Below are 21,700 nucleotides of genomic sequence, written 5' to 3' on the forward strand. Positions count from 1 at the left end.
ACTGACAGCTCGATCACGTCGATCCACGCGCGCGCGTCACGCGAGCGGGTTGGGGACGGTGCCGTGGACGGCCGCGTGCGGACGCTCGGGCCGGTCACGGTAGCCGTCGAGATGCAGACGGTTCCGGTTGAGACAGAGCCGCTCGATGCGCGGGGTGAGGAGATCGAACAGCTCGAACCGTTCCTTCAGCTCCGGGAAGCGCCCCTGGTAGCGGACGATCTCCGCGCGGACGCGGGACCAGAAGTCCGTTTCGGGCACTCCGAGTTGTTCCTCGCAGAGCGGTGCCAGATAGCGGAAGACCCCGACGAACAGCCCCGAATGGATGAACTGCACGAGGAAGTCGGGCTCCTCGGTCAGCAGGACGGCGCGTACGTCGTCGGGCATCGTCGCGTGCTCGGGAAGGGGCTGGGCGCTGATGTTCACGTCGTCGACGAAGTCCTTGATCGCCAGACGTACGGGGACGTCGTCGCCGTCGTAGACGACGATCGCGTTCTCGCCGTGCGGGGAGAAGACCGTGCCGTAGCGGTAGAGGAAGTGCAGCAGCGGCGGGAGCAGCGCGGCGAAGAGGTGCCGCAGCCAGACGGCGGGTTCGAGGCCGGAGCGTGCGACGAGTTCGGCGACGAACGCCCGCCCGTCCGGGTCCGTGTGGAGCAGGGAGGCGAGGGTCCTGGCACGCTCGCCCGGAGGCAGCCTCAGCGGCTCCCGCCAGATCGCACCGAGCAGTTCCTTGTACTGGTACGGGACTTCGGGCAGCCGGTCGTACAGGGGGTGCTCGACGGTGACGGAGGCGACCTCGCCGAGGAGGATCACCCCGCACTCGTCCCGCAGGAACGCGTCGCCCTCGCGCAGGCCGTGCACCCAGGCGGTCACGGCGGGCGCGGCGAGGGTCCGTTCGGTGGGCAGCCCGCGCCAGACGAGGGTGTTGAGCACCGACAGCGGGAGCTTGACGGTGTGCCGGTCGGGCCGGTCGGCGTTGAGGAAGGTACGGACGGACTGCTGCGGCAGGCGCAGGTCGGCGTCGGCGAAGAGCGGGACGACGCTCCCGGCGGCGACGGCCGGCGCGTAGAGCGGGAGCAGGATCTCGTCCCACTGCCAGGGGTGCACCGGCAGCAGGAGGTAGCCGTCGGGTTCGTGGCCGCGGGCGCTCAGTTCGGCGCGGAATGCGGCGTGGACCTCGGGGTCGAGCTCCTGGGCGTAGAGGAGGTCGGGGGTGTCGAGGCCGGCCACGCCCCGGTAGGCGGCGAGGCGGTTGCTGACCGCGATCCACGGCAGCCGGGTGGCGCGCCGGGCCTCGGGGGCCCAGTGGGCGGCGTCGGAGGCGGAGAAACCGATGCGGCCCTTGTTGGCGACGAGCCAGGGGTGACCCGTCTGGTGGCCTTCGAGCTCGGCGTACGTCAGGTCGGCGAGGCTGGCGGCCGGGAGGGCCGTGTGGTCGAGGCGGGTGTCGGCGGCGAGGGTGGCGGAGAGCTCACGGATGAGGTGGCCGAGGGTGGCGCCGTCGAGCCCGAGAAGACGGCGGGCACGGACCAGGAAGTCGAAGGGGTCGGTCATGGGCCGGCCGTCGTGGGTGATCGAGTCGGCGGCGATCCGCCAGCTGCCGTAGGCCCCCCGGCGGGCACGGAAGGTGAGCGTGGTGCCGTCGTCGAGCCGGAGCGCGTGCTCGTCGGGTTCGCCGCCCCCGTGCGGTACGGGTTCCACGATCTCCTCGTACGCGAATTCGGCCAGGGCCTTGGCGAGCAGGCGGGAGGAGGCCCGGGTCCAGGCGGCGGCGGTCAGCTCGGGGGGCGCGAACAGCCGGGGGCCGGGGTCGCACGCGTCCGTGGGAGCCGGGGCGGGCGGCGTGGGCTGAGCGGAGTCGTGGGGTGCAGGGGACATCGACACGAGGACTCCTCGGAGTGGGAACCGCTGTGGGCCGAGCGGTGTATGAAAGACAGAGGGTTGTTCACAGAACGTGACGGAGCGCGCGGTCACGGATCATGAGCGCCGCTTGTTTGTCAGGGAGGTCGACTTCCGCCGCGTAGCGGAAGCCGCCGCCGAGGAAGGCGGAGACAGAGGGGGTGTTACGGATGTCCGGTTCGGCGACGACCCGGGTGCAGCGGGGACGGTGGTCGAGGACCAGATCGGCGACGGCGCGCAGAAGCGTCGTGCCGACCCCCCGGCCGCGGTCGGTGGCGCCTCCGATCAGCAGATGGATACCGGTGTCGTGGGGCCGCGCCGGGTAATGCCGGGCGAGCGGGTCGAGATCGGCACGGTAGATCTCGAAGTAGCTCATGGGCGTGGCGTCGAGCAGGCCGACGCAGGGGACGCTCCGCCCGTCGCCCTCCAGTTGGGCGCGGAGGTGCTCGGCGGTCACCGCCTCGGGGCCGGCGAGCTCCCAGAACGCGGCGACGGCGGGATCGTTCATCCAACGCGCCAGGAGCGGCAGATCCCGTTCGAGTCGCACGGGGACGAGCTGGAAGGTGCCGACCGGTGTGGTGGTCGGCCCCCAGTCGGCGACGGAGTCGAGCAGGTCGCCGTCGAGGAGAGCGACGAGGTCGTCGAGCCTCAGGTCGAGCGTGTCGTCCCCGGGCGGGTCGGCCGGTGGGCGGGTGGGTGACACGGAGTCGCTCTCCTCTCGGCGGTGTGATCGGGCGTGACGATCGGGCTTGGTGATCGGGCCTGACGATCGGGCTGCGTGATCGGGCTTGGCGATCAGGCCTGACGATCGGCCTTGGTGATCGGGATGGGTGATCGGGATGGGTGATCCGGCGTGCGTTCAGGTGGGAGTTCAGGTGTTGCGGAGGGGGTTGGTGACGGTGACGTAGACGGACTGGGTGTCGACCGGGCCGACGAGCTCGTCCAGGCCGTGCAGGCGGGTGAGGAGGTTGGCCTTGCTGCGCAGGGTGGCGGCTTCCAGAAGCCGGTGGGGCAGGGGTGAGCCGAGGCTGGTGGCGGAGGCCAGGAAGCTGCGGAAGGCGGCGAGCAGGACCCGCTCGTCGGCGAGGCGCTGGGAGCCGAAGGCGCCGATCAGGCCGAGGACGTTGTTGATGCCGAGGTAGTAGGCGAAGCGCTCGTCGGTGACCTGGTCGGAGACGAAGGTGTCGCTGTCGGCACCGATGCCGGGCAGGCGGCTCTCCAGCTCGCCGCGGTGGGACTCGCGGAAGTAGTAGCCCTGGTTGTCGCGGTAGCGGCCGCCGACCGGCCAGCCGTCCGGGTCGAGGAGGACCAGGGTGTTCTGCTGGTGGGCCTCCAGGGCGATGCCGGCGTGGCCGTCGAGCCAGAGGACGGGGCGGATGACCTGGTCGAGATAGCGGAGGAACCACTCGGCGGCGACGGCCGCGACAGGACGGCCGGTGCGGGCGGAGAGCCGGCCGACGAGGTCGGCGAGCCGGGAGCGCATGGCGGTGCTTCCGGCCCAGGGACGGGGGGCGGTGAGCGAGGCGATGCAGACGGCGTCGTCGCCGGGGCCGAAGGGGTTGTGGCGGATCATGACGTCGAGTCCGGGGACGGGGGTCCCGTCCGGGGCGTCGACGGCGAGCCAGGCGGGGTCGCGGACGATGTCGAAGCCCGGATGGGCGGCCTGCCACTCGTCGACCAGACCGGTGCGGAGCAGCCGGTGGACCTCGACACCGCGGTGGAGCTCCTTGCGGAGGTTCTCGCGGCGGGAGTTGGTGATGCGAAGACCGAGGGAGAGCTTGAGCATGGCCCGGGCGCCGGGCCGGTGCACGGTACGGACCGAGGAGGTGGGGTGCCAGGGGCTGCCGTGGAGGCCCAGGTCGTGGAGCAGCCCGGCGTCGAGCAGCGCGCGGACGTCGGGTCGGTGCAGGAGTTCGCGGGCCTGCCAGGGGTGCAGGGGCAGCGGCACGGTGCCGGCGGGGTGCTGGAGCCCCTCGGCGAGAGCGACGGCCAGCTGCTCCGCGGTGACGGGGCGACCCTGCTCCGTCCAGGCGGAGTCGGAGGCCAGGAGGGAGGAGTCGACGGCCATCCAGTGGAGCGGGAAGGCGCCCTGCAGCTCCGGTGAGTAGAGCCGGGCCTCGGCCTCGGAGAGCCCTTCGCGGCTCTTGGGCGTGGGGTGCAGCGGATGACCGAGCAGCAGGGACTGCTCGGCCGCCAGGAACAGGTCGGCGTCCGGGTGCGGCTGGGGCCGCCGGCGGCGCTCCGCGAGGAAGTCGGCCGTACGGCGCGCGGAGTCGGCCACCCTGCCGACGAGTTCGGTGCCCTCCGGCCTGCCCGACTCCCGGCTCAGCAGCGCGGCGACGGTGACGGCGTCCGCCGCCGGCGCAGAGGCGGGCAGCCCTTCGAGGGAGGGAGCGCCGAAGCGGTGCCAGCCGGTGGGCGACCAGTAGCGCACGGGAACGAGGAGGGCGGTGCCACTGGCGTCGAGCGGAATGCGCAGGGTCGTCGAGGCAGGCGCCGGGAAGTTCTTCTCCCGGACCCAGCACCGGAGGAGGTTCTCCACTGCGGCGATGTCGGCGGCCCGCTGCGGATCGGGGTCGTCCAGCGGGTCCGCGCCCGCGACCCGCGCTCCGGCCGCGTCCCCGACAACCGGGCGGTGCGCCCTTGAGTCGTACGGCCCGGAGTGCTGGCGCGGGACCGTGGGCTCATCGGCGGGGCCGCCCTGCCCGGGGCTGACACCGGGGTACGCGGGTCCCGGGTGCGCGCTACCTGGGTGGGTGAGTCCGAGGTGCGCGGGTCCGGGGTGGGCGGGTCCGGGGTGCGCGGAGTCGGGATGGGCTGAGCCGGCGTGGGCGGAGCCGGCGTGGGCGGAGCCGGGGTGGGCTGAGCCGGAGTGCGCGGAGCTGGGGTGCGCGGAGCCGGGGTGCGCGGAGCCGGTCTGCCCAAAGCCCGGGTGCCCGGGGCCGGCGGCCGACGGATCTGCGTACGACGCGCCTGCGGACGACGGATCTGCGTACGACGAGCCGTCATGCGTGGAGCCCGGGTGCGCAGAGCCTGCGGCCGACGGGCCCGCGTACGCCGAGCCGGCATGCGCGGAGCCAAGGGCCCCGGAGCCTGCGGCCGACGGGCCTGCGTACGCCGAGCCGGCATGCGCGGAGCTCAGGGCCTCGGAGCCGGCGGCCGACGGGCTCGCGTACGCGGGAGCGGCGGGCGCGGGGCCGGCGTGCAGCAGGGCGGGGTCCAGGGCGCCGGGGCTGGGGGTCACTGAGGTGAGAGTGGGGGAGGTGAGAGGGGTGGGGGCTGGGGAGGTGGGGGCCTGGGTGGGGAGGGGCGCCTCGGTCTCGGGAGCCGGGGAGGTGGGCGTGGCGTTCACGGGGGCTTCCTAGGGGTGGGGCCGGGGGCGGTCCGGGTCAGTGGGACGGCCCGGGGGCGGGCCGGGGGGCCGGGGCCCGGCGGGAGGCGGGCGGGCGGGGGGTGTGGGCCCGTTCGGCCGCGGCCAGGGCGTCGGCGAAGCGGTCGAGGACGGCGGTGGCCTGCTCGTCGGTGAGGGTGAGCGGGGGCAGGAGCCGGATCACCGCGGAGTGGCGGCCGCCGAGTTCGACGATGAGGCCGCGGGCGAGGCACTCCTGCTGGACGGCGCGGGCCAGGGCGGGGGCGGCGGGCGGGACGGAGTCGTGCGGTCCGGCCGCCTCGGGGTCGACGAGTTCGACGCCGATCATCAGGCCGCGGCCGCGGACGTCGCCGACGCAGGGGTGGGCGGCGGCGAGGGCCTGGAGTCGGCCGAGGATGTGGGCGCCGAGGGTGTCGGCCCGTTGGGCGAGCTTGTTCTCGCGGACGTACGCGAGGGTGGCGGCGCCCGCGGCCATGGCGAGCTGGTTGCCGCGGAAGGTGCCCGCGTGGGCGCCGGGCTCCCAGGCGTCGAGTGCGGACCTGTAGACGATGACGGCGAGCGGGAGGGAGCCGCCGATGGCCTTGGAGAGGACCATGACGTCGGGCACGACACCGCTGTGCTCGACGGCCCAGAAGGCGCCGGTGCGGCCGACGCCGGTCTGGACCTCGTCGACGATGAGGGGGACGGAGCGGTCGGCCGTGATGCGGCGCATCCGGCGCATCCAGTCGTCGGGGGCGGGGATGACACCGCCCTCGCCCTGGACGGCCTCGACGATCATGCCGGCGGGGGCGGTGACACCGCTCTTGGGGTCGTCGAGGAGGTTCTCGGTCCAGTGGGCGGAGAGTTCGGCGCCGCGCTCGCCGCCGATACCGAAGGGGCAGCGGTAGTTCTGCGGGTAGGGCAGCCGGGTGACCCGGACGTCGTCGGCGCCGCCGGAGGCGGCGAGGGCGCCGGCCGTCATGCCGTGGTAGGCGCCGGTGAAGGCGAGGAGGCCGCGCCGGCCGGTGGCGGTGCGGACCAGTTTGAGGGCCGCCTCGACGGCGTCCGTGCCGGCGGGTCCGCAGAACTGGACGCGGGCGTCGTCGGCGAGTTCGCCCGGCAGGGTGGCGAAGAGTTCGGAGGTGAAGGCGTCCTTCACGGGGGTGGCGAGGTCGAGGACGTGGAGCGGTGCGCCGGAGTCGAGGACCTTCTTGATGGCTTCGAGGACCACGGGGTGGTTGTGGCCGAGGGCGAGCGTCCCCGCGCCGGAGAGGCAGTCCAGGTAACGGCGGCCGTCCGCGCCCTCGATGGTCAGTCCCCTGGCCCGCACCGGGACGATCGGCAGGGAGCGCGCGTAGGTCCGCGCGGCGGACTCGCGCTGGGACTGGCGGCCCAGGATGCCTTCGTACCCGCCCCCTTGGTCCGTCGGGGTGTGCGTCCGGGCGGCCGGTGGTACGGCCGGAGCTGATTCGGTCACGGCCACGGCTCGGTGTCCTCCCGCGGTAACAGTTGCGTTGCACATCGGGGCGGAGCGGAGCCGCCCGCAAAGGGCCGTCCTGAACGCCACCGTTGTGTCCCCCGTACGTACCAACGACGGGAACTGCCCGGGATCACGGGCCGGGGCCAAGATCTTGGCGTGTCCCGGATCACGGCACGACAACGGCTGAACGGTGCCCGGAACCGTTCACGGGGCGCGTACCGTCCCCTCCGGCACCGGCATAGTGGGGGCCGTCGGTCGTGCCCGGGAGGGCGGGGCCGCCCTTCACCACGCACACGTAGGACAAGTTGACGTAGTCCCAGGGGGATCACGAGATGCGATCGATTCGCCCGCTGCTGATGGCGGCTTCCGCCGTCGCGGCGCTGACACTCACCGCCACGGCCTGCGGGCCGAGCGAGGAGAACGCGGGAGACAAGCCCAGCGCGCCCGCGAGCCTGAACCCGGCCGACAAGATCAAGATTCCGGAGGACCTGAAGGAGCGTCTGAAGGAGCACGGGATCGACGTCGACAAGTGGCGGAACGGCGAGTGGAAGAACTGGGACCGCGACAAGTGGCTTCGTGAGGCGAAGGACTTCGTCAACCCGATCATCGAGGACCTCTGGGACCCGGACCGGATGCGGGAGGCCGAGCGCCCCGACAAGCCGGTCGAGGAGGAGGACATCTCCGGCGACAAGGGTGTCACCGACCCGACGCCGGACCCGGTCCGCGCGAAGGCCGTGGACGCGAAGTACCACGCCAACGCGCCGGAGTCCGGGAAGGTCTTCTTCGACGGCCCCGAGGGCTCGATGGTCTGCTCGGCCACGGTCGTGAAGGACCCGGCGCACCCCGGCAAGTCCAACATGGTCTGGACGGCCGGCCACTGCGTGCACAAGGGCAAGCAGGGCGGCTGGTACCGCAACATCGCCTTCGTCCCCTCGTACAACGACTCCGCGCTGCCGACGTCCGAGCTCGAGAAGGCGACGCGCGAGCAGATCGCCCCGTACGGCGTGTGGTGGGCGGACTGGGTGAAGACCTCCGACCAGTGGATCTCGCAGGGCGCGTCCACGGGCGGCGCGGGCGCTCCGTACGACTTCGCGGTCATCCAGGTGACGCCGGAGAAGGGTTCCTCGGGCAAGTCCCTTGAGGAGACGGTCGGTTCGGCGCTTCCGGTGGAGTTCAACGCGCCGGCGGTGCCGAAGGTCAAGAGCCTGACGGCGACCGGTTACCCGGCGGCGCCGCCGTTCGACGGCCAGAAGATGTTCCAGTGCCAGGACAAGCCGGGCCGGCTGTCGCTGAAGGCGGAGCAGCCGACGATGTACCGCATCGGCTGCACGATGACCGGCGGTTCGTCCGGTGGCGGCTGGGTCGCCCAGGGCAGTGACGGCAAGCCGGCGCTGGTGTCGAACACCTCGATCGGCCCGTCGACGGCGGGTTGGCTCGCGGGTCCGCGCTTCGGACCCGAGGCCAAGGCCATCTTCGACGAGGTCAGCAAGAAGTACGCGGGCCGCTAGGCCGCGTTCGGTGGCGGGGCCCGGAGTCCGATCGACAGGACACTCTCCGGGCCCCGCCCCCCTCGTGCCGGGTCCGACCGGCATACTGTGCACCGCTCATGACACGTCCATGGCAACATCAACGGGGAATTCATAGATGCGCTCCATACGAGTCCTGCCCGCCGCGCTCGGCCTGGTCGCCGCGCTCGCGCTGACCGCCACGGCCTGTGGCCCCACCGAGACCCCGGCCGCTGACAAGCCGGCCGCCGGGACCAGCAGCTCCGCGCCCGCCGGTGACGACGCCGGCGGCGACCTGGCCAAGGACCTCGCCGACAAGCTCAAGAAGCACGGCGTCGACCTGGACAAGTGGAAGAACGGCGAGTGGAAGAACTGGGACCAGGAGACCTGGCTCCGTGAGGCCGAGGACTTCGTCAACCCGGTGATCGAGGGCCTCTGGGACCCGACCCGCATGCAGTCGGCCAAGAGCCCGGACCAGACGATCACCGCGCAGGCCGGCACCGGCGGCACCGACCCGACGCCCCGCCCCGTCAAGGCGCAGCGCGAGAAGACGCCCTACCACCGCAACGCGGCCCCGGTCGGCAAGATCTTCTTCGACTCGCCCCAGGGCTCCATGGTCTGCTCCGGCACCATCGTGAAGGACCCGCGCCGGCCCGGGAAGTCGAACCTGGTCTGGACGGCCGGCCACTGCGTCCACGCCGGCAAGAAGGGCGGCTGGTACCGCAACATCACCTTCGTCCCGGCCTTCAACGACCTCGGCAAGTCCCCCGCCGCGCTCAACAACGCCCAGCCGCACGAGGTGTACCCGTACGGCCAGTTCTGGGCCGACTGGGCCGTGACCTCGGGCGAGTGGCTCCGCAGCGGCGGCACGAACCAGGCCTGGCCGTACGACTACGCGGTGCTGCACGTGCAGCCGGAGCGGGGCGGCAAGTCCCTTGAGGAGACCGTCGGGGCCGCGCTGCCCGTCGACTTCTCGGCTCCGACGCCCGCGCAGTCCGGGACGGTGGGTGCCTGGGGTTACCCGGCGGCGCCTCCGTACAACGGCATGATCATGCACAAGTGCCTGGACCGGGCGACGCGCCTCACCACCGCTCCGGCCACGCCGACGATGTACCGCATCGGCTGCACGATGACCGGTGGTTCCTCGGGCGGCGGCTGGTTCCGTGTGCTGCCGAACGGCAAGACGGCGCTGGTGTCGAACACCTCGATCGGCCCGGCCGGCGGCAACGGCTGGCTCGCCGGCCCGCAGCTCGGCCAGGGCGCCAAGGCGGCCCACGAGATGGTCAGCAAGAAGTTCGCCCGCTGACCCGGAGCACGACGGCCTGACGGGCCGACCACACGACAGAAGGCACTGCCCCTCTCCCCGGACGGGAGAGGGGCAGTGCCTTCTTGTGCTGCGGTGCGTGCGTCGTGCGTCAGTGCGCGGCGGGGACGAACGGCGCGAGCAGCGCCGCCAGTTCCTCGTGCACCCGGGCCTTGAGCAGGGTGCCCTCGGGGGTGTGCTCCTCGGACTCCACCTCGCCCTCGGCGTGCACCCGGGAGACGAGACCGCCGTGCGTGTACGGCACGAGGACCTCGAGTCCGACCTGCGGGCGCGGCAGTTCGGAGTCGATGAGCGCGAGCAGCTCCTCGATGCCCTGGCCCGAACGGGCCGAGACGACGAGGGAGTGCCGCTCCGCCCGCAGCAGGCGCTGGAGCACCAGCGGGTCCGCCGCGTCCGCCTTGTTGATGATGACGATCTCCGGCACGTCCATCGCGCCGACGTCCCGGAAGACCTCGCGCACGGCGGCCAGCTGCTCCTCCGGCGCCGGGTGCGAGCCGTCCACCACGTGCAGGATGAGGTCGGACTCGGCGACCTCCTCCATGGTGGAGCGGAACGCCTCGACGAGGTGGTGCGGCAGGTGCCGGACGAAGCCGACCGTGTCGGCCAGGGTGTAGACCCGGCCGGTGGGCGTCTCGGCCCGGCGCACGGTCGGGTCGAGGGTGGCGAACAGCGCGTTCTCCACCAGCACGCCCGCGCCGGTGAGCCGGTTGAGCAGGGAGGACTTGCCGGCGTTGGTGTATCCGGCGATGGCGACCGACGGCACCTTGTTGCGGCGGCGCTCCTGCCGCTTGATGTCGCGGCCGGTCTTCATCTCCGCGATCTCCCGGCGCATCTTCGCCATCTTCTCGCGGATGCGGCGCCGGTCGGTCTCGATCTTGGTCTCACCGGGACCACGGGTGGCCATGCCGCCACCGCCGCCGCCACCCATCTGCCGGGAGAGCGACTGACCCCAGCCGCGCAGTCGCGGCAGCATGTACTGCATCTGCGCGAGCGCGACCTGGGCCTTGCCCTCTCGGGACTTGGCGTGCTGGGCGAAGATGTCGAGGATGAGGGCGGTCCGGTCGACCACCTTGACCTTGACGACGTCTTCGAGGGCGATGAGCTGGCCGGGGCTGAGCTCGCCGTCGCAGACGACGGTGTCGGCACCGGTCTCGACCACGATGTCGCGCAGTTCGCGCGCCTTGCCCGAGCCGATGAAGGTGGCCGGGTCCGGCTTGTCGCGGCGCTGGATCACGCCGTCGAGCACGAGGGCGCCCGCCGTCTCGGCGAGCGCGGCGAGCTCCGCGAGGGAGTTCTCCGCGTCCTGCACGGTCCCCGAGGTCCACACACCGACCAGCACGACGCGCTCCAGGCGCAGCTGGCGGTACTCGACCTCGGTGACGTCCTCGAGCTCGGTGGAGAGGCCGGCGACACGGCGCAGCGCCGCACGCTCGGAGCGGTCGAACTGGTCGCCGTCCCGCTCTCCGTCGATCTCGTGGCTCCAGGCGACGTCCTCTTCCATCAGGGCATCGGCCCGAAGGCTCTCGGTACGGCTCGTCTCCGCGAAGCTCTGCTCGTCCTGGGAAGGGGAAGAAGAGGAGGTCATTGGATCCTTACGTCGAATGAAAGCGATGGGTCTGTGTCCGTGGCAACGCGTGGGGGCGCCGGAAGATTCCCGGCGCCGGCCGCGCCGCCGACCTGAAGATGGTGGCACGGCCCGGCCGGGCCCGTCACCCCGGTTTAGCGGCCCGCCGGGCCCGTCACCGCGGTTTCGGGGCGGTTCGCACGGCCTCGGCGGGGCGGCTGCGCCAGTCCGGGTGCCCGGGCATGGCCGGGGTCTTCGCCGCGTACAGCCAGCCGCGGAAGAAGGCGGTGAGGTCGCGGCCGGCGATCTCGCCCGCCAGGGCGGTGAAGTCGGCGGTGGTGGCGGTGCCGTCCTTGTGGTCGGCGACCCAGCGGCGCTCCAGGCGGCGGAAGGCGTCGGTGCCGATCTCCTGGCGGAGCGCGTAGAGGACGAGGGCGCTGCCGTCGTAGACGACGGGCCGGAAGAGGCTGATCTTGTGGCCGGGCGAGGGGGGCTCGGGGGCGGCCGGCGGGCCGCCGTCGGCGCGCCAGCCGTCGGAGGCCGCGTAGGCCGCCTTCATCCGCCGTTCCATGGACTTGCCGGCGGTCTCCTCGGCGTACAGGGCCTCGTACCAGCTGGCGTGTCCCTCGTTGAGCCACAGGTCGGACCAAGTGCGGGGGGAGACGCTGTCGCCGAACCACTGGTGGGCCAGCTCGTGGACCATGATCGAGTCGACGTACCACTCGGGGTAGCCGGGTTCGGTGAACAGGCCGCGTTCGAAGAGCGAGAGGGTCTGGGTCTCCAGCTCGAAGCCCGTGTCTGCGTCGGCGACGAGCACCCCGTACGTCTCGAAGGGGTACGCGCCGACCTGCCGCTCCATCCACTCCAGGTGCCCGGGGGTCTTGCGGAGCCAGGGCTCCATCAGCTCCCGGTCCGCGGTGTTCACCACGTCCCGGACGGGCAGTCCGTGCGGCCCCTCGCGGTGCACGACGGTGGAGCGCCCGATGGAGATCTGGGCGAGCTCCGTGGCCATGGGGTGGCGGGTGCGGTACGTCCAGGTGGTGGTGGCGCCGTGTTCTGCGCGGCCCTCGGGGAGCCCGTTGGCGACGACGGTGAGGTCGCTGGGGGCGGTGACGCGGAAGGTGAAGAACGCCTTGTCGGCCGGGTGGTCGTTGGACGGGAAGACCCGGTGGGCGGCGTCGGCCTGGTTGGCCATGGCGAGGCCGTCGCCGGTGCGGACCCAGCCGCCGGTGTCGGCGGGGCCACCGGGGTCGCTGGTGTGGGTGACGGTGATCTCGACCGTCTCGCCCGCGTCGATCGCCACGGCGGGGGTGACGACCAGGTCCTCGCCGCTGCTCGTGTACGCGGCGGGCAGGCCGTCGACGGTGACGGCGGAGACCGTGCCGTGCGTGAAGTCCAGGTTGAGCCGCTCCAGGTCGTCGGTGGCGCGGGCGTCGATCGTGGTCACGGCGGCGAGCGGCTTGGTGTTCACCCCCGGATAGGTGACGTCCAGGTGGTACGCGAGGACGTCGTAGCCGGGGTTGCCGAGGTGTGGGAAGAGCGGGTCGCCGATGCCGAGCGGCGGCGGGGCGGGCAGCGCGGCGGCCACGAGCCCGGCGGAGGCGGCGACCAGGACGGCGGAGCGGAGCCACCGCGCGCGGGGCAGGGCGGTACGGACGAGCGGCATGGGCCAGGGCCTTTCCGGAGGACTGGCCCTACCGCTACCAGTGCGCTCCCCGCTCCCCCGGGCGGCGCGCTCGCCCGCCACTCGAAGGGGTCAGACGCTCACCGTCGACCACCGCCCGCGTTTACACCCGCCGCCGGCCCCGCCGGGTCACGAGACCCCGCGGTGCGCGCGGCTCACGTCGTACACCCCGGGGACGTCGCGCATGGCGCGCATGAGGGCGGGGAGGCCGGCGGCGTCGGGGAGGTGGAGGGTGTAGGTGTGGCGGACGCGCTGTTCGCTGGGCGGTTCGACGGTCGCGGAGACGACGGCGGCGCCGGCGGTGGCGATGGCCTCGGTGAGGTCGGCGAGGAGTCCCGGCCGGCCGAAGGACTCGGCGACGAGGGTGACCCTGCCCTGGGCGGTGTCGCCCCAGCGGACGGTGACGGGCTCCCGGCCGAGCCGGCGCATGGCGCCGACGGCTGCGCAGCGCGCGCGGTGGGCGGTGACCGATCCGCCGCGGACCTGGAAGCCGGTGATCTCGTCGGGCGGTACGGGGGTGCAGCAGCCCGCCGGGCGTACGGTGACCGGCTCGCCCTCCAGGTCCGCGTGCAGCTCGGCCCCCGAGCGGCGGTCGGCGGTGACGCTGACCTGTGGCCGCGGGTCGGTCGCGGCGGGCGGCGCGGCGGTCTCGGGGTGGGCCTGGAGCCAGCCGCTGATCGCGATCCGGGCGGCGGGGGTACGGGCGTGGTCGAGCCACTCGGGGGACGGCCCCGAGACGGTGTCCTGGGCCAGCAGCGGCTGGACGGTGTCCCCGTCGCCGAGGACGGTGCCGAGGGGCGCGAGACGGCCGTTGACGCGGGCGCCGAGGCAGCCGTGGGCGGCCTCGCCGTGCTGGGCGTAGGCGGCGTCGACGCAGCTGGCCCCGGCGGGGAGCTTCAGGGTGCCGCCGTCGGCGCGGAAGACGGTGATCTCGTCGTCCTCGGCGAGGTCGGCACGGAGCGAGGACCAGAAGGTGTCGGGGTCGGGCGCGGCCTGCTGCCAGTCGAGGAGCCGGGAGAGCCAGCCGGGGCGGGTGGGGTCGACGCGCTCCCCGTCCTCGGCCCGGGCCGCGCCGGTGTCCGCCGGGTCGGGAGCCGGCGGGAGGACGGTGTCCGGCTGCCCACCGGCTTCCGGGTGCCCTCCGGCGTGCCGCGGCCCACCGCCGTATGGCCACCCACCGGAATCCGACCGGTCGGCCGGGTCCGGCCGCACCCCGGAATCCGAACGCCCACCGGCCCCCGACCGCCCATCGGCCCCCGGCTGTCCGCCGGCCTCGGACGGCCCGCCGGCGTCTCGCTGCCCACCGGCATGCGGCCGGCGAGCTGAATCCGACCTGCCACCGGAGTCCGACCGCCCATCGGCATCCGACCGCCCACCGGCAGGCGGCCGACCACCGGAGTCCGACCGACCGCCGGCGTGCGGCCGTGCCCCGGCGTCCGGCCGGGCGGCCGGGTCCGGCTGGTCGGTGGGCTCCTGGCCGACGTGGGGATTGCCGAGGGCTACGACGCCGGCCTCGGCGACCTTGTGCATCCGGTGGGTCCGGATGAGGACCTCGGCCACGGCGCCGTCGGGGGCGGCGATCGCGGTGTGCAGGGACTGGTACAGGTTGAACTTGGGGGCCGCGATGAAGTCCTTGAACTCGGAGATCACCGGGGTGAAACAGGTGTGGAGCTCGCCGAGGACCGCGTAACAGTCGGCGTCCTCGGCGACGAGGACGAGCAGCCGGCCGAAGTCGCAGCCGCGCAGTTCCCCGCGCTTGAGGCGGACCCGGTGCACGGAGACGAAGTGGCGTGGACGGACCAGGACTTCGGCGCCGACGCCCGCCTCGCGCAGGACGGCGGAGACCTGTTCGGCGACGGCGCCGAGGGCGTCGCCCGCCCGCGGGTTGTCGGCGATGAGCGCGCGGGTGGTCTCGTACTCCTCGGGGTGGAGGATGGCGAAGACGAGGTCCTCCAGCTCGGTCTTGAGCGCCTGGACACCGAGCCGTTCGGCCAGCGGGATGAGGACGTCCCGGGTGACCTTGGCGATCCTGGCCTGTTTCTCGGGCCGCATCACGCCGAGGGTGCGCATGTTGTGGAGCCGGTCGGCGAGTTTGATCGACATGACCCGGACGTCGTTGCCGGTGGCGACGAGCATCTTGCGGAAGGTCTCGGGTTCGGCGGCGGCGCCGTAGTCGATCTTCTCCACCTTGGTGACGCCGTCGACGAGGTACGCGACCTCGTCGCCGAACTCGCGGCGCACCTGGTCCAGCGTCACCTCGGTGTCCTCCACGGTGTCGTGGAGAAGAGAGGCGGTCAGGGTGGTGGTCTCCGCGCCGAGTTCGGCGAGGATCAGCGTCACCGCGAGCGGATGGGTGATGTACGGCTCGCCGCTCTTGCGGAACTGGCCGCGGTGCGAGGACTCGGCGAGGACGTACGCCCGGCGCAGCACCGTCAGATCGGCGTCGGGATGGTGGGCCCGGTGCGCCTCGGCCACGTGGCTGATCGCGTCGGGCAGCCGGTCACGCGGCGCGGGTCCCGCGGTGGCGCCGAGCAGGGCGGCCCGCCCGATCCTGCGCAGGTCGATCCGGGCCCGTCCGCGTCTGCGGACGTTCGGGTCGGAGACGGCGGCTTCCGCCTGGCTCACGGGATTGGTGGCCTCTGCGCTCATGGGGCACCTCCGGCGACATGGACCGGCGGTGGGCGGGCCAGACGTGCCCGGGGGGCCGGTGCTTGATGCTACCGACCCCACCACGTGGCGCAGTCACGCTCTCGCTCAGCGTGATTCGGATCACCCATTCGAGCGACAAATCAGTCGTTGACAGTTTCGATTCCGGCGGGCGTGGCCCACCAGGTCGGGTCGAGGACGCCCTCGGCGACGATGACGGCGGGGCCCGTCATGTCGACGCTGCCGTCGGGGTGCTCGGTGATGACCAGGGTCCCGCCGAGGACGTCGACGGTGTACGTGACGGGGGTGCCGGTCTCGGCCGGGTCGGCGCCGTCCCTGCGGGCGGTGGCGACGGCGACGGCGCAGGCGCCGGTTCCGCAGGAGCGGGTCTCGGCGGCGCCGCGCTCGTGGACCCGCATGGCGACGTGACGGGGGCCGCGGTCGGCGACGAACTCGATGTTCACCCCGTCCGGGTAGACGGCGGCCGGCTCGTACGGCGGCTCGGTGTAGAGGTTGCCCGCGTGGTCGAGGTCCTCGACGAAGGCGACCGCGTGCGGGTTACCCATGTTCACGTTCCGCGCGGGCCAGCTGCGGCCGTCGACGGTGACGGTGACCCCGGCGTCGGGGAGGGTCGCCCGTCCCATGGCGACGGTGACGGAGCCGTCCTTGTCGAGGTGGACGCGCTTGATCCCGCCCCGGGTGGCGACGGCCACCTCGCCGGCGGTGACGTGACCCGCGTGCTCCAGGTAGCGGGCGAAGACGCGGACGCCGTTGCCGCACATCTCCGCGACCGAGCCGTCGGCGTTGCGGTAGTCCATGAACCACTCGGCCTCGTCGGCCAGGTGCCGCGCCTCGGGGTGGGCGGCGCTGCGCACGACGTGCAGCACGCCGTCGGCGCCGATGCCGGCCCGGCGGTCGCAGAGCCGCGCGACGGCGGCCGGGGACAGGTCGAGGGCGTTCTCCGCGTCGGGGACGATCACGAAGTCGTTCTCGGTGCCGTGGCCCTTGAGGAACCGGAGGGCGGGGAGCTGCGGGGTCTGCGTGCTGGTCACGCGATCAACTGTACGGCCCGCCGCCGACAGGCCGCCCGTCCGTCCACGGGGCGGTCGGTGCCGCGCCCGGGACGGTCAGCGCAGTCGGGCCACGCGCCAGACGGCGAGGGCGACCAGGGCCGCGATCGTCGTCACGTACAGGGCGAGGACGCGCCAGTCGGGGCGCTCGCCGGAGCCGCGCTGCGGCAGGCCCGGCCAGGTGTAGCCGACCTTGCGGGCGGCCATCATGCCCCAGCCAGCCGCGCAGGAACTGATGAGGAGTCCGAGCATGGCGACGACGGCGCCGCCGTCGCCCGAGCCGAAGGCGAGCGGGAAGGCGAACATCAGCGAGCCGAGCGCGGCCAGGGCGACGATCGGGGCGAGCTGCCAGATCCGCAGCCGGCGCTGGGGGCGGAGTTCGACCTCGACCTCGTCGGCGTCGACCTCGACGGAGCTGCCGACCGCGTCGTCGGGGCCGTCGGGGGTCAGCCCCGGGGCGCCGATCGGAGCGTCGTCCGTCGGGTGACCCGGCGCGTCACCGGCGGCGTCGGCCATCGGGTCGTCCAGGGCCGCGTCGTGCTGTTCTCTGTCGCGAGGGCCGGCCTCCATCGCCACGCGCCCTCCCCACTCGGACTCCACTTGGTCGATCGATGCTCGATGATGGCACGCTCCTGGCCGCCGGAATGACGGGCAGGGCGTCCCGATGCCATCACGTGATCAGGCTGTAACCGCTCGTTCGACCAACGACAGCGCCTCTCGCGGGAGTTCCCCGCGGTGATCGGCGGCCCCGCTGAGCCAGTGGACCCGCGGGTCGCGGCGGAACCACGAGTCCTGGCGGCGGGCGAAGCGCTTGGTGGCGCGGACGGTCTCGGCCCGGGCCTCGTCCTCGGTGCACTCCCCGGCGAGCGCGGCGAGTACCTGCTGGTAGCCGAGGGCGCGGGCGGCGGTACGGCCCTCGCGCAGGCCCCGCGCCTCCAGGTCGCGGACCTCGTCGACCAGGCCGGCCTCCCACATCCGGTCGACGCGGGTGGTGATCCGCTCGTCGAGCTCGGGGCGGGCCACGTCGACGCCGATCTGGACGGTGTCGTAGACGGAGTCGGGGCCCGGGAGGTTGGCGGTGAAGGGCTTGCCGGTGATCTCGATCACCTCGAGGGCGCGGACGATGCGGCGGCCGTTGCTGGGCAGGATCACGCGGGCCGCGTCGGGGTCCGCGTCGGCGAGCCTGGCGTGCAGGACGCCGGAGCCGCGTTCCTCGAGTTCGGCCTCCAGGCGCGCGCGTACGGCCGGGTCGGTGCCGGGGAACTCCAGGGCGTCGACGGCCCCGCGTACGTACAGTCCGGAACCGCCGACGAGGACCGGGGTGCGGCCGGCGGCGAGCAGCCGGTCGATCTCGGCGCGGGCGAGCCGCTGGTACTCGGCGACGCTGGCGGCCTCGGTGACGTCCCAGATGTCGAGGAGGTGGTGCGGCACGCCGCCGCGCTCCTCCTGCGTCAGTTTGGCGGTCCCGATGTCCATCCCCCGGTAGAGCTGCATCGAGTCGGCGTTGACGACCTCGCCGTCGAGCTGCTGGGCCAGGAATACACCCAGATCGGACTTTCCGGCCGCGGTCGGACCGACGACGGCGATGACCCGCGGGGCGGGAGCTGCGCTTCTCACCGCCCCAGTCTCGCAAACCTCCCGGCCCGTCCCCGAATGAGCTACGTGACGGGCCCCGTCCGGGCTTCGTTGCCTGTTGCGAGGTTCCGGCCGTCGATCATCACGGAGCCCCGCCCACCCGAGTACGCTATGGAGTGAATATGAGCCTTTTGGCAATGTTTCGCCGGAAGAAGCAGGATGTGGCCGAGGCCGCTCCGGAGGAGACCGGGACCGTCGCTCCGGAGGACTCCGCCACCGAGGCGTCCGAGGCCGCGAAGGACGCGGAGGCCCTGACGGCTCCGGTGGAGGACGAGGCCGCCGAGGACGTCGACGCGGACGGGGCGGAGGCGGCTGAGGCCGTCGCCGCCGAGGTCGTGGAGATCCCGAAGCAGCAGTCCGCCGAGGCCGCCGCGGACAACGAGGCGGGCGAAGGCGCCCGTCAGTAGGCCCCCGGGGTCCTGGGGGCAGGACACGGAACACGGACCTCCCGAGGGTCCGCGGAGGGAAGGTGCCCCATGGGTTTCCTGGATTCGCTGAAGTCCAAGCTGAGCCCGGCCAAGGACAAGGTCGCGGACCTCGCGCAGCAGCACGGGGACAAGATCGACCACGGCCTGGACAAGGCCGCGAAGCTGGTCGACGAGAAGACCAAGGGCAAGTACAGCGACAAGATCCAGTCCGGTACGGGCAAGGCCAAGGAAGCCCTGGACCGGATCGGTCACAAGGACGACGGCACGTCCGGGGGCGGTGGCACGACCCCGCCGCCGGCCGCCTGACGGCCGACGTCACCCACCCCGACACGCCCCCTTCGCACGGCGGACGGCCGCGGAGCACCTCGCTCCGCGGCCGTCCGCCGTGTCGGGTGTACGCGTGTCAGGACCAGGCCGCGACGAAGTAGCCCACCCCGTACGGCGCGTCCTCGAAGAGCAGCCGGCCGTCGAGCCCGGCGCCCTCGGCGGCGCCCGCGAGGACCTGCCAGGGGGCGCGCCCCGCCACCTTCAGCTCGTACGCGAGCTCCGTGTCCAGGGCGAGCAGCGCGGCCACGTCGGCCGTGCCCAGGGCGCGGGCCGCCGCCGCGTCGAAGCCCTCGGCGCGCTCGTCCAGATAGCCGGGCGCCTTCACGGTCCGGCACGCGCTGCCGTCGCCCATGACCAGGAGGGCCACCCGTTCGGCCGAGTCGGCGAGGCCGCGGCCGAGCCCGGCGCAGACGTCGGGCGTGGCCGTCTCCTCGACGCCCAGACCCTCGATCGGCGCGTCGGCCCAGCCCGCCCGGCCGAGCAGCCAGGCGGCGACGGCGAGGGAGGCGGGCAGGGGGCGGCTCGCCGTGGCGTCGCCGGCATCGGAAGCCGGGCCTCCCCCGGCACCGGGCGACCGGTCCTCGCCGAGTCGTACGGAGAGGTCGACGCCGAAGCCGGCGAAGGAGCCCGTCGAGCCGGCCGGGTAGACGCCGTGACCGCCGTCGGGCGCGGCGCCGATGACGTACAGCCGGTCGGGGCGGGCGGCGGCGAGCAGCCCGACGGCGTCGGCGCAGGCCGTCCGCGCGGCGTCCAGCTCGGGGGCGGCGCCGGTGGCGACCTCGGGCACGAGGAGCGGCGGGCAGGGGCAGACGGCTGCGGCGACAAGCATGATCCGCAGCCTACTGCCCGGAGGCCGGTCCCCCGGGGCGTCACACGGAGCCGGTGTCCTCGGCGTTCGCGGCCGCCGCCACGCCCGGGTCGGCGGAGTCGTAGACCAGCTCGCCGATGCTCAGCGTGACCTCGCTCAGGGTCGCGGCCCCCTTGACGATCACGAGGTAGCTGTCGCCGCCGGCGAGGCGGTACACCTCGCGCCACTTCTCCCGCATGGGCGCCCGGCAGGTCCGGGTGGCCTCCCGCATGGCCTCGCGGGCGTCCTCGCGGGTGCCGGTCACCCGGGCGACGAGCTCCGTCCGGTAGGACTCACCGGCCCCGTACTGCGCTATGACGACCCATCTGCCCATCGGTCCCCCCAGGTGTTGACGGGTGCCGGCACGGCGTTTCCGTGCCGGCGTCGGCTCTTCGCCGCGGTCAGTGGCTGCCGCAGGCCGGGGCGTCGGCGACGGGGAGCGGCTCCGGGACGCCGATCTTCGGGAGGCCGAGGAGGACGCCGGCCGGCTTGGCGGCGGCCGCGGCGGTGCGCTTCTCCCAGGCGTCGCCGGCGCGGGTGCGGCGGACGGACGCGACCGGGCCCTCGGCGAGGAGGTGGTGCGGGGCGGCGTAGGTGATCTCGACGGTCACCACGTCGCCGGGGCGCACGTCCTCGTCGGGCTTGGTGAAGTGGACGAGCCGGTTGTCGGGGGCACGGCCCGAGAGGCGGTCGGTGGCGCCGTCCTTGCGGCCCTCGCCCTCGGCGACCATGACGTCCAGGGTGCGGCCGACCTGCTTCTTGTTCTCCTCCCAGGAGATCTCCTCCTGGAGGGCGACGAGGCGCATGTAGCGCTCCTGCACGACGTCCTTGGGGATCTGCCCCTCCATGTCGGCGGCCGGGGTCCCGGGGCGCTTGGAGTACTGGAAGGTGAAGGCGTTCGCGAAGCGGGCCTCGCGGACGGTGTGCATGGTCTGCTCGAAGTCCTCCTCGGTCTCGCCGGGGAAGCCCACGATGATGTCGGTGGAGATGGCGGCGTGCGGGATGGCCGCGCGGACCTTCTCGATGATCCCGAGGAAACGCTCCTGCCGGTACGAGCGGCGCATCGCCTTGAGGATCGTGTCCGAGCCGGACTGCAGCGGCATGTGCAGCTGCGGCATGACGTTCGGCGTCTCGGCCATCGCCGCGATCACGTCGTCGGTGAAGTCGCGCGGGTGCGGCGAGGTGAAGCGGACCCGCTCCAGGCCCTCGATCTGGCCGCAGGCGCGCAGCAGCTTGGAGAAGGCCTCGCGGTCGCCCAGGTCGGAGCCGTACGCGTTGACGTTCTGGCCGAGCAGGGTGATCTCGGAGACGCCCTCGGCGACGAGGGCCTCGATCTCGGCGAGGATGTCGCCGGGGCGGCGGTCCTCCTCCTTGCCGCGCAGGGCCGGGACGATGCAGAACGTACAGGTGTTGTTGCAGCCGACGGAGATCGAGACCCAGGCGGCGTAGGCGGACTCGCGGCGGGTCGGGAGCGTGGAGGGGAAGGCCTCCAGGGACTCGGCGATCTCGATCTGGGCCTCTTCCTGGACGCGGGCGCGCTCCAGGAGGACCGGCAGCTTGCCGATGTTGTGCGTGCCGAAGACGACGTCGACCCAGGGGGCCTTCTTGACGATGGTGTCGCGGTCCTTCTGGGCCAGGCAGCCGCCGACGGCGATCTGCATGCCGGGCCGCGTGGTCTTCATCGGGGCGAGCCGGCCGAGGTTGCCGTACAGCTTGTTGTCGGCGTTCTCGCGGACCGCGCAGGTGTTGAAGACGACGACGTCGGCGTCGCCGTCGGCACCCTTCGGGGCCCGGACGTAACCCGCATCTTCCAGCAGACCGGAGAGCCGCTCGGAGTCGTGGACGTTCATCTGGCACCCGTAGGTGCGGATCTCGTAGGTCTTGGTGCCGTCAACGCTCACTGCGGTGCTCCGGTCGCTGCTGCTCGTCATGCGTCCAAGGGTAG

17 protein-coding genes are annotated in these 21,700 nt (G+C 73.1%); 4 read left to right on the plus strand and 13 right to left on the minus strand.

Annotation, left to right across the window (positions count from 1 at the left end; genetic code table 11):
- Nucleotides 1-36: 36 nt before the first annotated feature.
- The 4 genes from ACZ7G1_RS36050 to ACZ7G1_RS36065 form a co-directional block, all read right to left on the minus strand.
- Nucleotides 37-1,875, minus strand: coding sequence for an IucA/IucC family protein (locus ACZ7G1_RS36050; protein ID WP_470880186.1), 1,839 nt, complete (start codon nucleotides 1,873-1,875; stop codon nucleotides 37-39).
- 67 nt (nucleotides 1,876-1,942) lie between these two features.
- Nucleotides 1,943-2,599: a GNAT family N-acetyltransferase gene (locus ACZ7G1_RS36055; RefSeq protein WP_470880185.1), complete on the minus strand. Its 657-nt coding sequence runs from the start codon at nucleotides 2,597-2,599 to the stop codon at nucleotides 1,943-1,945.
- A 168-nt stretch (nucleotides 2,600-2,767) separates the two neighbouring features.
- Entirely contained in the window at nucleotides 2,768-5,140 is a 2,373-nt protein-coding gene (locus ACZ7G1_RS36060) for an IucA/IucC family protein (protein WP_470880183.1), read from the minus strand.
- Nucleotides 5,141-5,285: 145 nt separating this feature from the next.
- On the minus strand, nucleotides 5,286-6,728 hold the full coding sequence (locus ACZ7G1_RS36065) for a diaminobutyrate--2-oxoglutarate transaminase (RefSeq protein ID WP_470880182.1): 1,443 nt from the start codon (nucleotides 6,726-6,728) through the stop codon (nucleotides 5,286-5,288).
- 329 nt (nucleotides 6,729-7,057) lie between these two features.
- On the opposite strand from ACZ7G1_RS36065, the gene ACZ7G1_RS36070 reads away from it, so the two are divergent.
- Complete coding sequence (locus tag ACZ7G1_RS36070) at nucleotides 7,058-8,233, plus strand: trypsin-like serine peptidase (protein ID WP_470880181.1); 1,176 nt, start codon at nucleotides 7,058-7,060, stop codon at nucleotides 8,231-8,233.
- Between the two features lie 136 nt (nucleotides 8,234-8,369).
- Nucleotides 8,370-9,536, plus strand: coding sequence for a trypsin-like serine peptidase (locus ACZ7G1_RS36075; protein WP_470880180.1), 1,167 nt, complete (start codon nucleotides 8,370-8,372; stop codon nucleotides 9,534-9,536).
- Nucleotides 9,537-9,645: 109 nt separating this feature from the next.
- Here ACZ7G1_RS36075 and hflX read toward each other — a convergent pair whose 3' ends face one another.
- The 6 genes from hflX to miaA all read right to left on the minus strand — a co-directional run bounded on the left by hflX (nucleotide 9,646) and on the right by miaA (nucleotide 18,135).
- Nucleotides 9,646-11,139, minus strand: a complete 1,494-nt coding sequence (gene hflX, locus ACZ7G1_RS36080; protein WP_470880178.1) for a GTPase HflX — start codon at nucleotides 11,137-11,139, stop codon at nucleotides 9,646-9,648.
- A 154-nt stretch (nucleotides 11,140-11,293) separates the two neighbouring features.
- On the minus strand, nucleotides 11,294-12,784 hold the full coding sequence (locus tag ACZ7G1_RS36085; RefSeq protein WP_470880176.1) for a M1 family metallopeptidase: 1,491 nt from the start codon (nucleotides 12,782-12,784) through the stop codon (nucleotides 11,294-11,296).
- A 147-nt stretch (nucleotides 12,785-12,931) separates the two neighbouring features.
- A complete protein-coding gene (locus ACZ7G1_RS36090) occupies nucleotides 12,932-15,451 on the minus strand; it encodes a RelA/SpoT family protein (RefSeq protein ID WP_470880175.1) in 2,520 nt (839 codons plus the stop codon).
- A 140-nt stretch (nucleotides 15,452-15,591) separates the two neighbouring features.
- Nucleotides 15,592-16,500, minus strand: coding sequence for a diaminopimelate epimerase (gene dapF / locus ACZ7G1_RS36095; RefSeq protein ID WP_470880173.1), 909 nt, complete (start codon nucleotides 16,498-16,500; stop codon nucleotides 15,592-15,594).
- A 75-nt stretch (nucleotides 16,501-16,575) separates the two neighbouring features.
- Nucleotides 16,576-17,088, minus strand: a complete 513-nt coding sequence (locus tag ACZ7G1_RS36100; protein WP_470880226.1) for a hypothetical protein — start codon at nucleotides 17,086-17,088, stop codon at nucleotides 16,576-16,578.
- 108 nt (nucleotides 17,089-17,196) lie between these two features.
- Complete coding sequence (miaA, locus tag ACZ7G1_RS36105; protein ID WP_470880171.1) at nucleotides 17,197-18,135, minus strand: tRNA (adenosine(37)-N6)-dimethylallyltransferase MiaA; 939 nt, start codon at nucleotides 18,133-18,135, stop codon at nucleotides 17,197-17,199.
- Nucleotides 18,136-18,275: 140 nt separating this feature from the next.
- On the opposite strand from miaA, the gene ACZ7G1_RS36110 reads away from it, so the two are divergent.
- Nucleotides 18,276-18,560, plus strand: a complete 285-nt coding sequence (locus tag ACZ7G1_RS36110; protein WP_470880170.1) for a hypothetical protein — start codon at nucleotides 18,276-18,278, stop codon at nucleotides 18,558-18,560.
- Between the two features lie 69 nt (nucleotides 18,561-18,629).
- The gene (locus tag ACZ7G1_RS36115) at nucleotides 18,630-18,887 is read left to right on the plus strand and encodes an antitoxin (RefSeq protein WP_470880168.1); all 258 of its coding nucleotides are present in this window, start codon (nucleotides 18,630-18,632) and stop codon (nucleotides 18,885-18,887) included.
- Nucleotides 18,888-18,984: 97 nt separating this feature from the next.
- Here the strand turns inward: ACZ7G1_RS36115 and ACZ7G1_RS36120 are convergent, their stop codons facing one another.
- From ACZ7G1_RS36120 to miaB, 3 genes are all read right to left on the minus strand, one after another.
- Nucleotides 18,985-19,737, minus strand: a complete 753-nt coding sequence (locus ACZ7G1_RS36120) for a class III extradiol dioxygenase subunit B-like domain-containing protein (protein ID WP_470880166.1) — start codon at nucleotides 19,735-19,737, stop codon at nucleotides 18,985-18,987.
- 40 nt (nucleotides 19,738-19,777) lie between these two features.
- Nucleotides 19,778-20,089 carry a hypothetical protein gene (locus ACZ7G1_RS36125; RefSeq protein WP_470880164.1) on the minus strand — a complete coding sequence of 104 codons (312 nt, stop codon included), beginning with the start codon at nucleotides 20,087-20,089 and terminating at the stop codon, nucleotides 19,778-19,780.
- 67 nt (nucleotides 20,090-20,156) lie between these two features.
- The gene (miaB, locus tag ACZ7G1_RS36130) at nucleotides 20,157-21,686 is read right to left on the minus strand and encodes a tRNA (N6-isopentenyl adenosine(37)-C2)-methylthiotransferase MiaB (protein WP_470880163.1); all 1,530 of its coding nucleotides are present in this window, start codon (nucleotides 21,684-21,686) and stop codon (nucleotides 20,157-20,159) included.
- Nucleotides 21,687-21,700 lie beyond the last annotated feature (14 nt).

The sequence above is a fragment of the Streptomyces sp. NPDC037273 genome (assembly GCF_055603625.1).

Excerpts from the sequence above, each read along its gene's own strand:
- ACZ7G1_RS36085 (WP_470880176.1), bottom strand. The coding sequence starts at position 12,784 with ATGCCGCTCGTCCGTACCGCCCTGCCCCGCGCGCGGTGGCTCCGCTCC.
- ACZ7G1_RS36110 (WP_470880170.1), top strand. The coding sequence starts at position 18,276 with ATGAGCCTTTTGGCAATGTTTCGCCGGAAGAAGCAGGATGTGGCCGAG.
- ACZ7G1_RS36050 (WP_470880186.1), bottom strand. The coding sequence starts at position 1,875 with ATGTCCCCTGCACCCCACGACTCCGCTCAGCCCACGCCGCCCGCCCCG.
- ACZ7G1_RS36075 (WP_470880180.1), top strand. The coding sequence starts at position 8,370 with ATGCGCTCCATACGAGTCCTGCCCGCCGCGCTCGGCCTGGTCGCCGCG.
- hflX (WP_470880178.1), bottom strand. The coding sequence starts at position 11,139 with ATGACCTCCTCTTCTTCCCCTTCCCAGGACGAGCAGAGCTTCGCGGAG.
- ACZ7G1_RS36120 (WP_470880166.1), bottom strand. The coding sequence starts at position 19,737 with ATGCTTGTCGCCGCAGCCGTCTGCCCCTGCCCGCCGCTCCTCGTGCCC.
- ACZ7G1_RS36125 (WP_470880164.1), bottom strand. The coding sequence starts at position 20,089 with ATGGGCAGATGGGTCGTCATAGCGCAGTACGGGGCCGGTGAGTCCTAC.
- ACZ7G1_RS36090 (WP_470880175.1), bottom strand. The coding sequence starts at position 15,451 with ATGAGCGCAGAGGCCACCAATCCCGTGAGCCAGGCGGAAGCCGCCGTC.
- ACZ7G1_RS36115 (WP_470880168.1), top strand. The coding sequence starts at position 18,630 with ATGGGTTTCCTGGATTCGCTGAAGTCCAAGCTGAGCCCGGCCAAGGAC.
- ACZ7G1_RS36100 (WP_470880226.1), bottom strand. The coding sequence starts at position 17,088 with ATGGAGGCCGGCCCTCGCGACAGAGAACAGCACGACGCGGCCCTGGAC.
- ACZ7G1_RS36070 (WP_470880181.1), top strand. The coding sequence starts at position 7,058 with ATGCGATCGATTCGCCCGCTGCTGATGGCGGCTTCCGCCGTCGCGGCG.
- miaB (WP_470880163.1), bottom strand. The coding sequence starts at position 21,686 with ATGACGAGCAGCAGCGACCGGAGCACCGCAGTGAGCGTTGACGGCACC.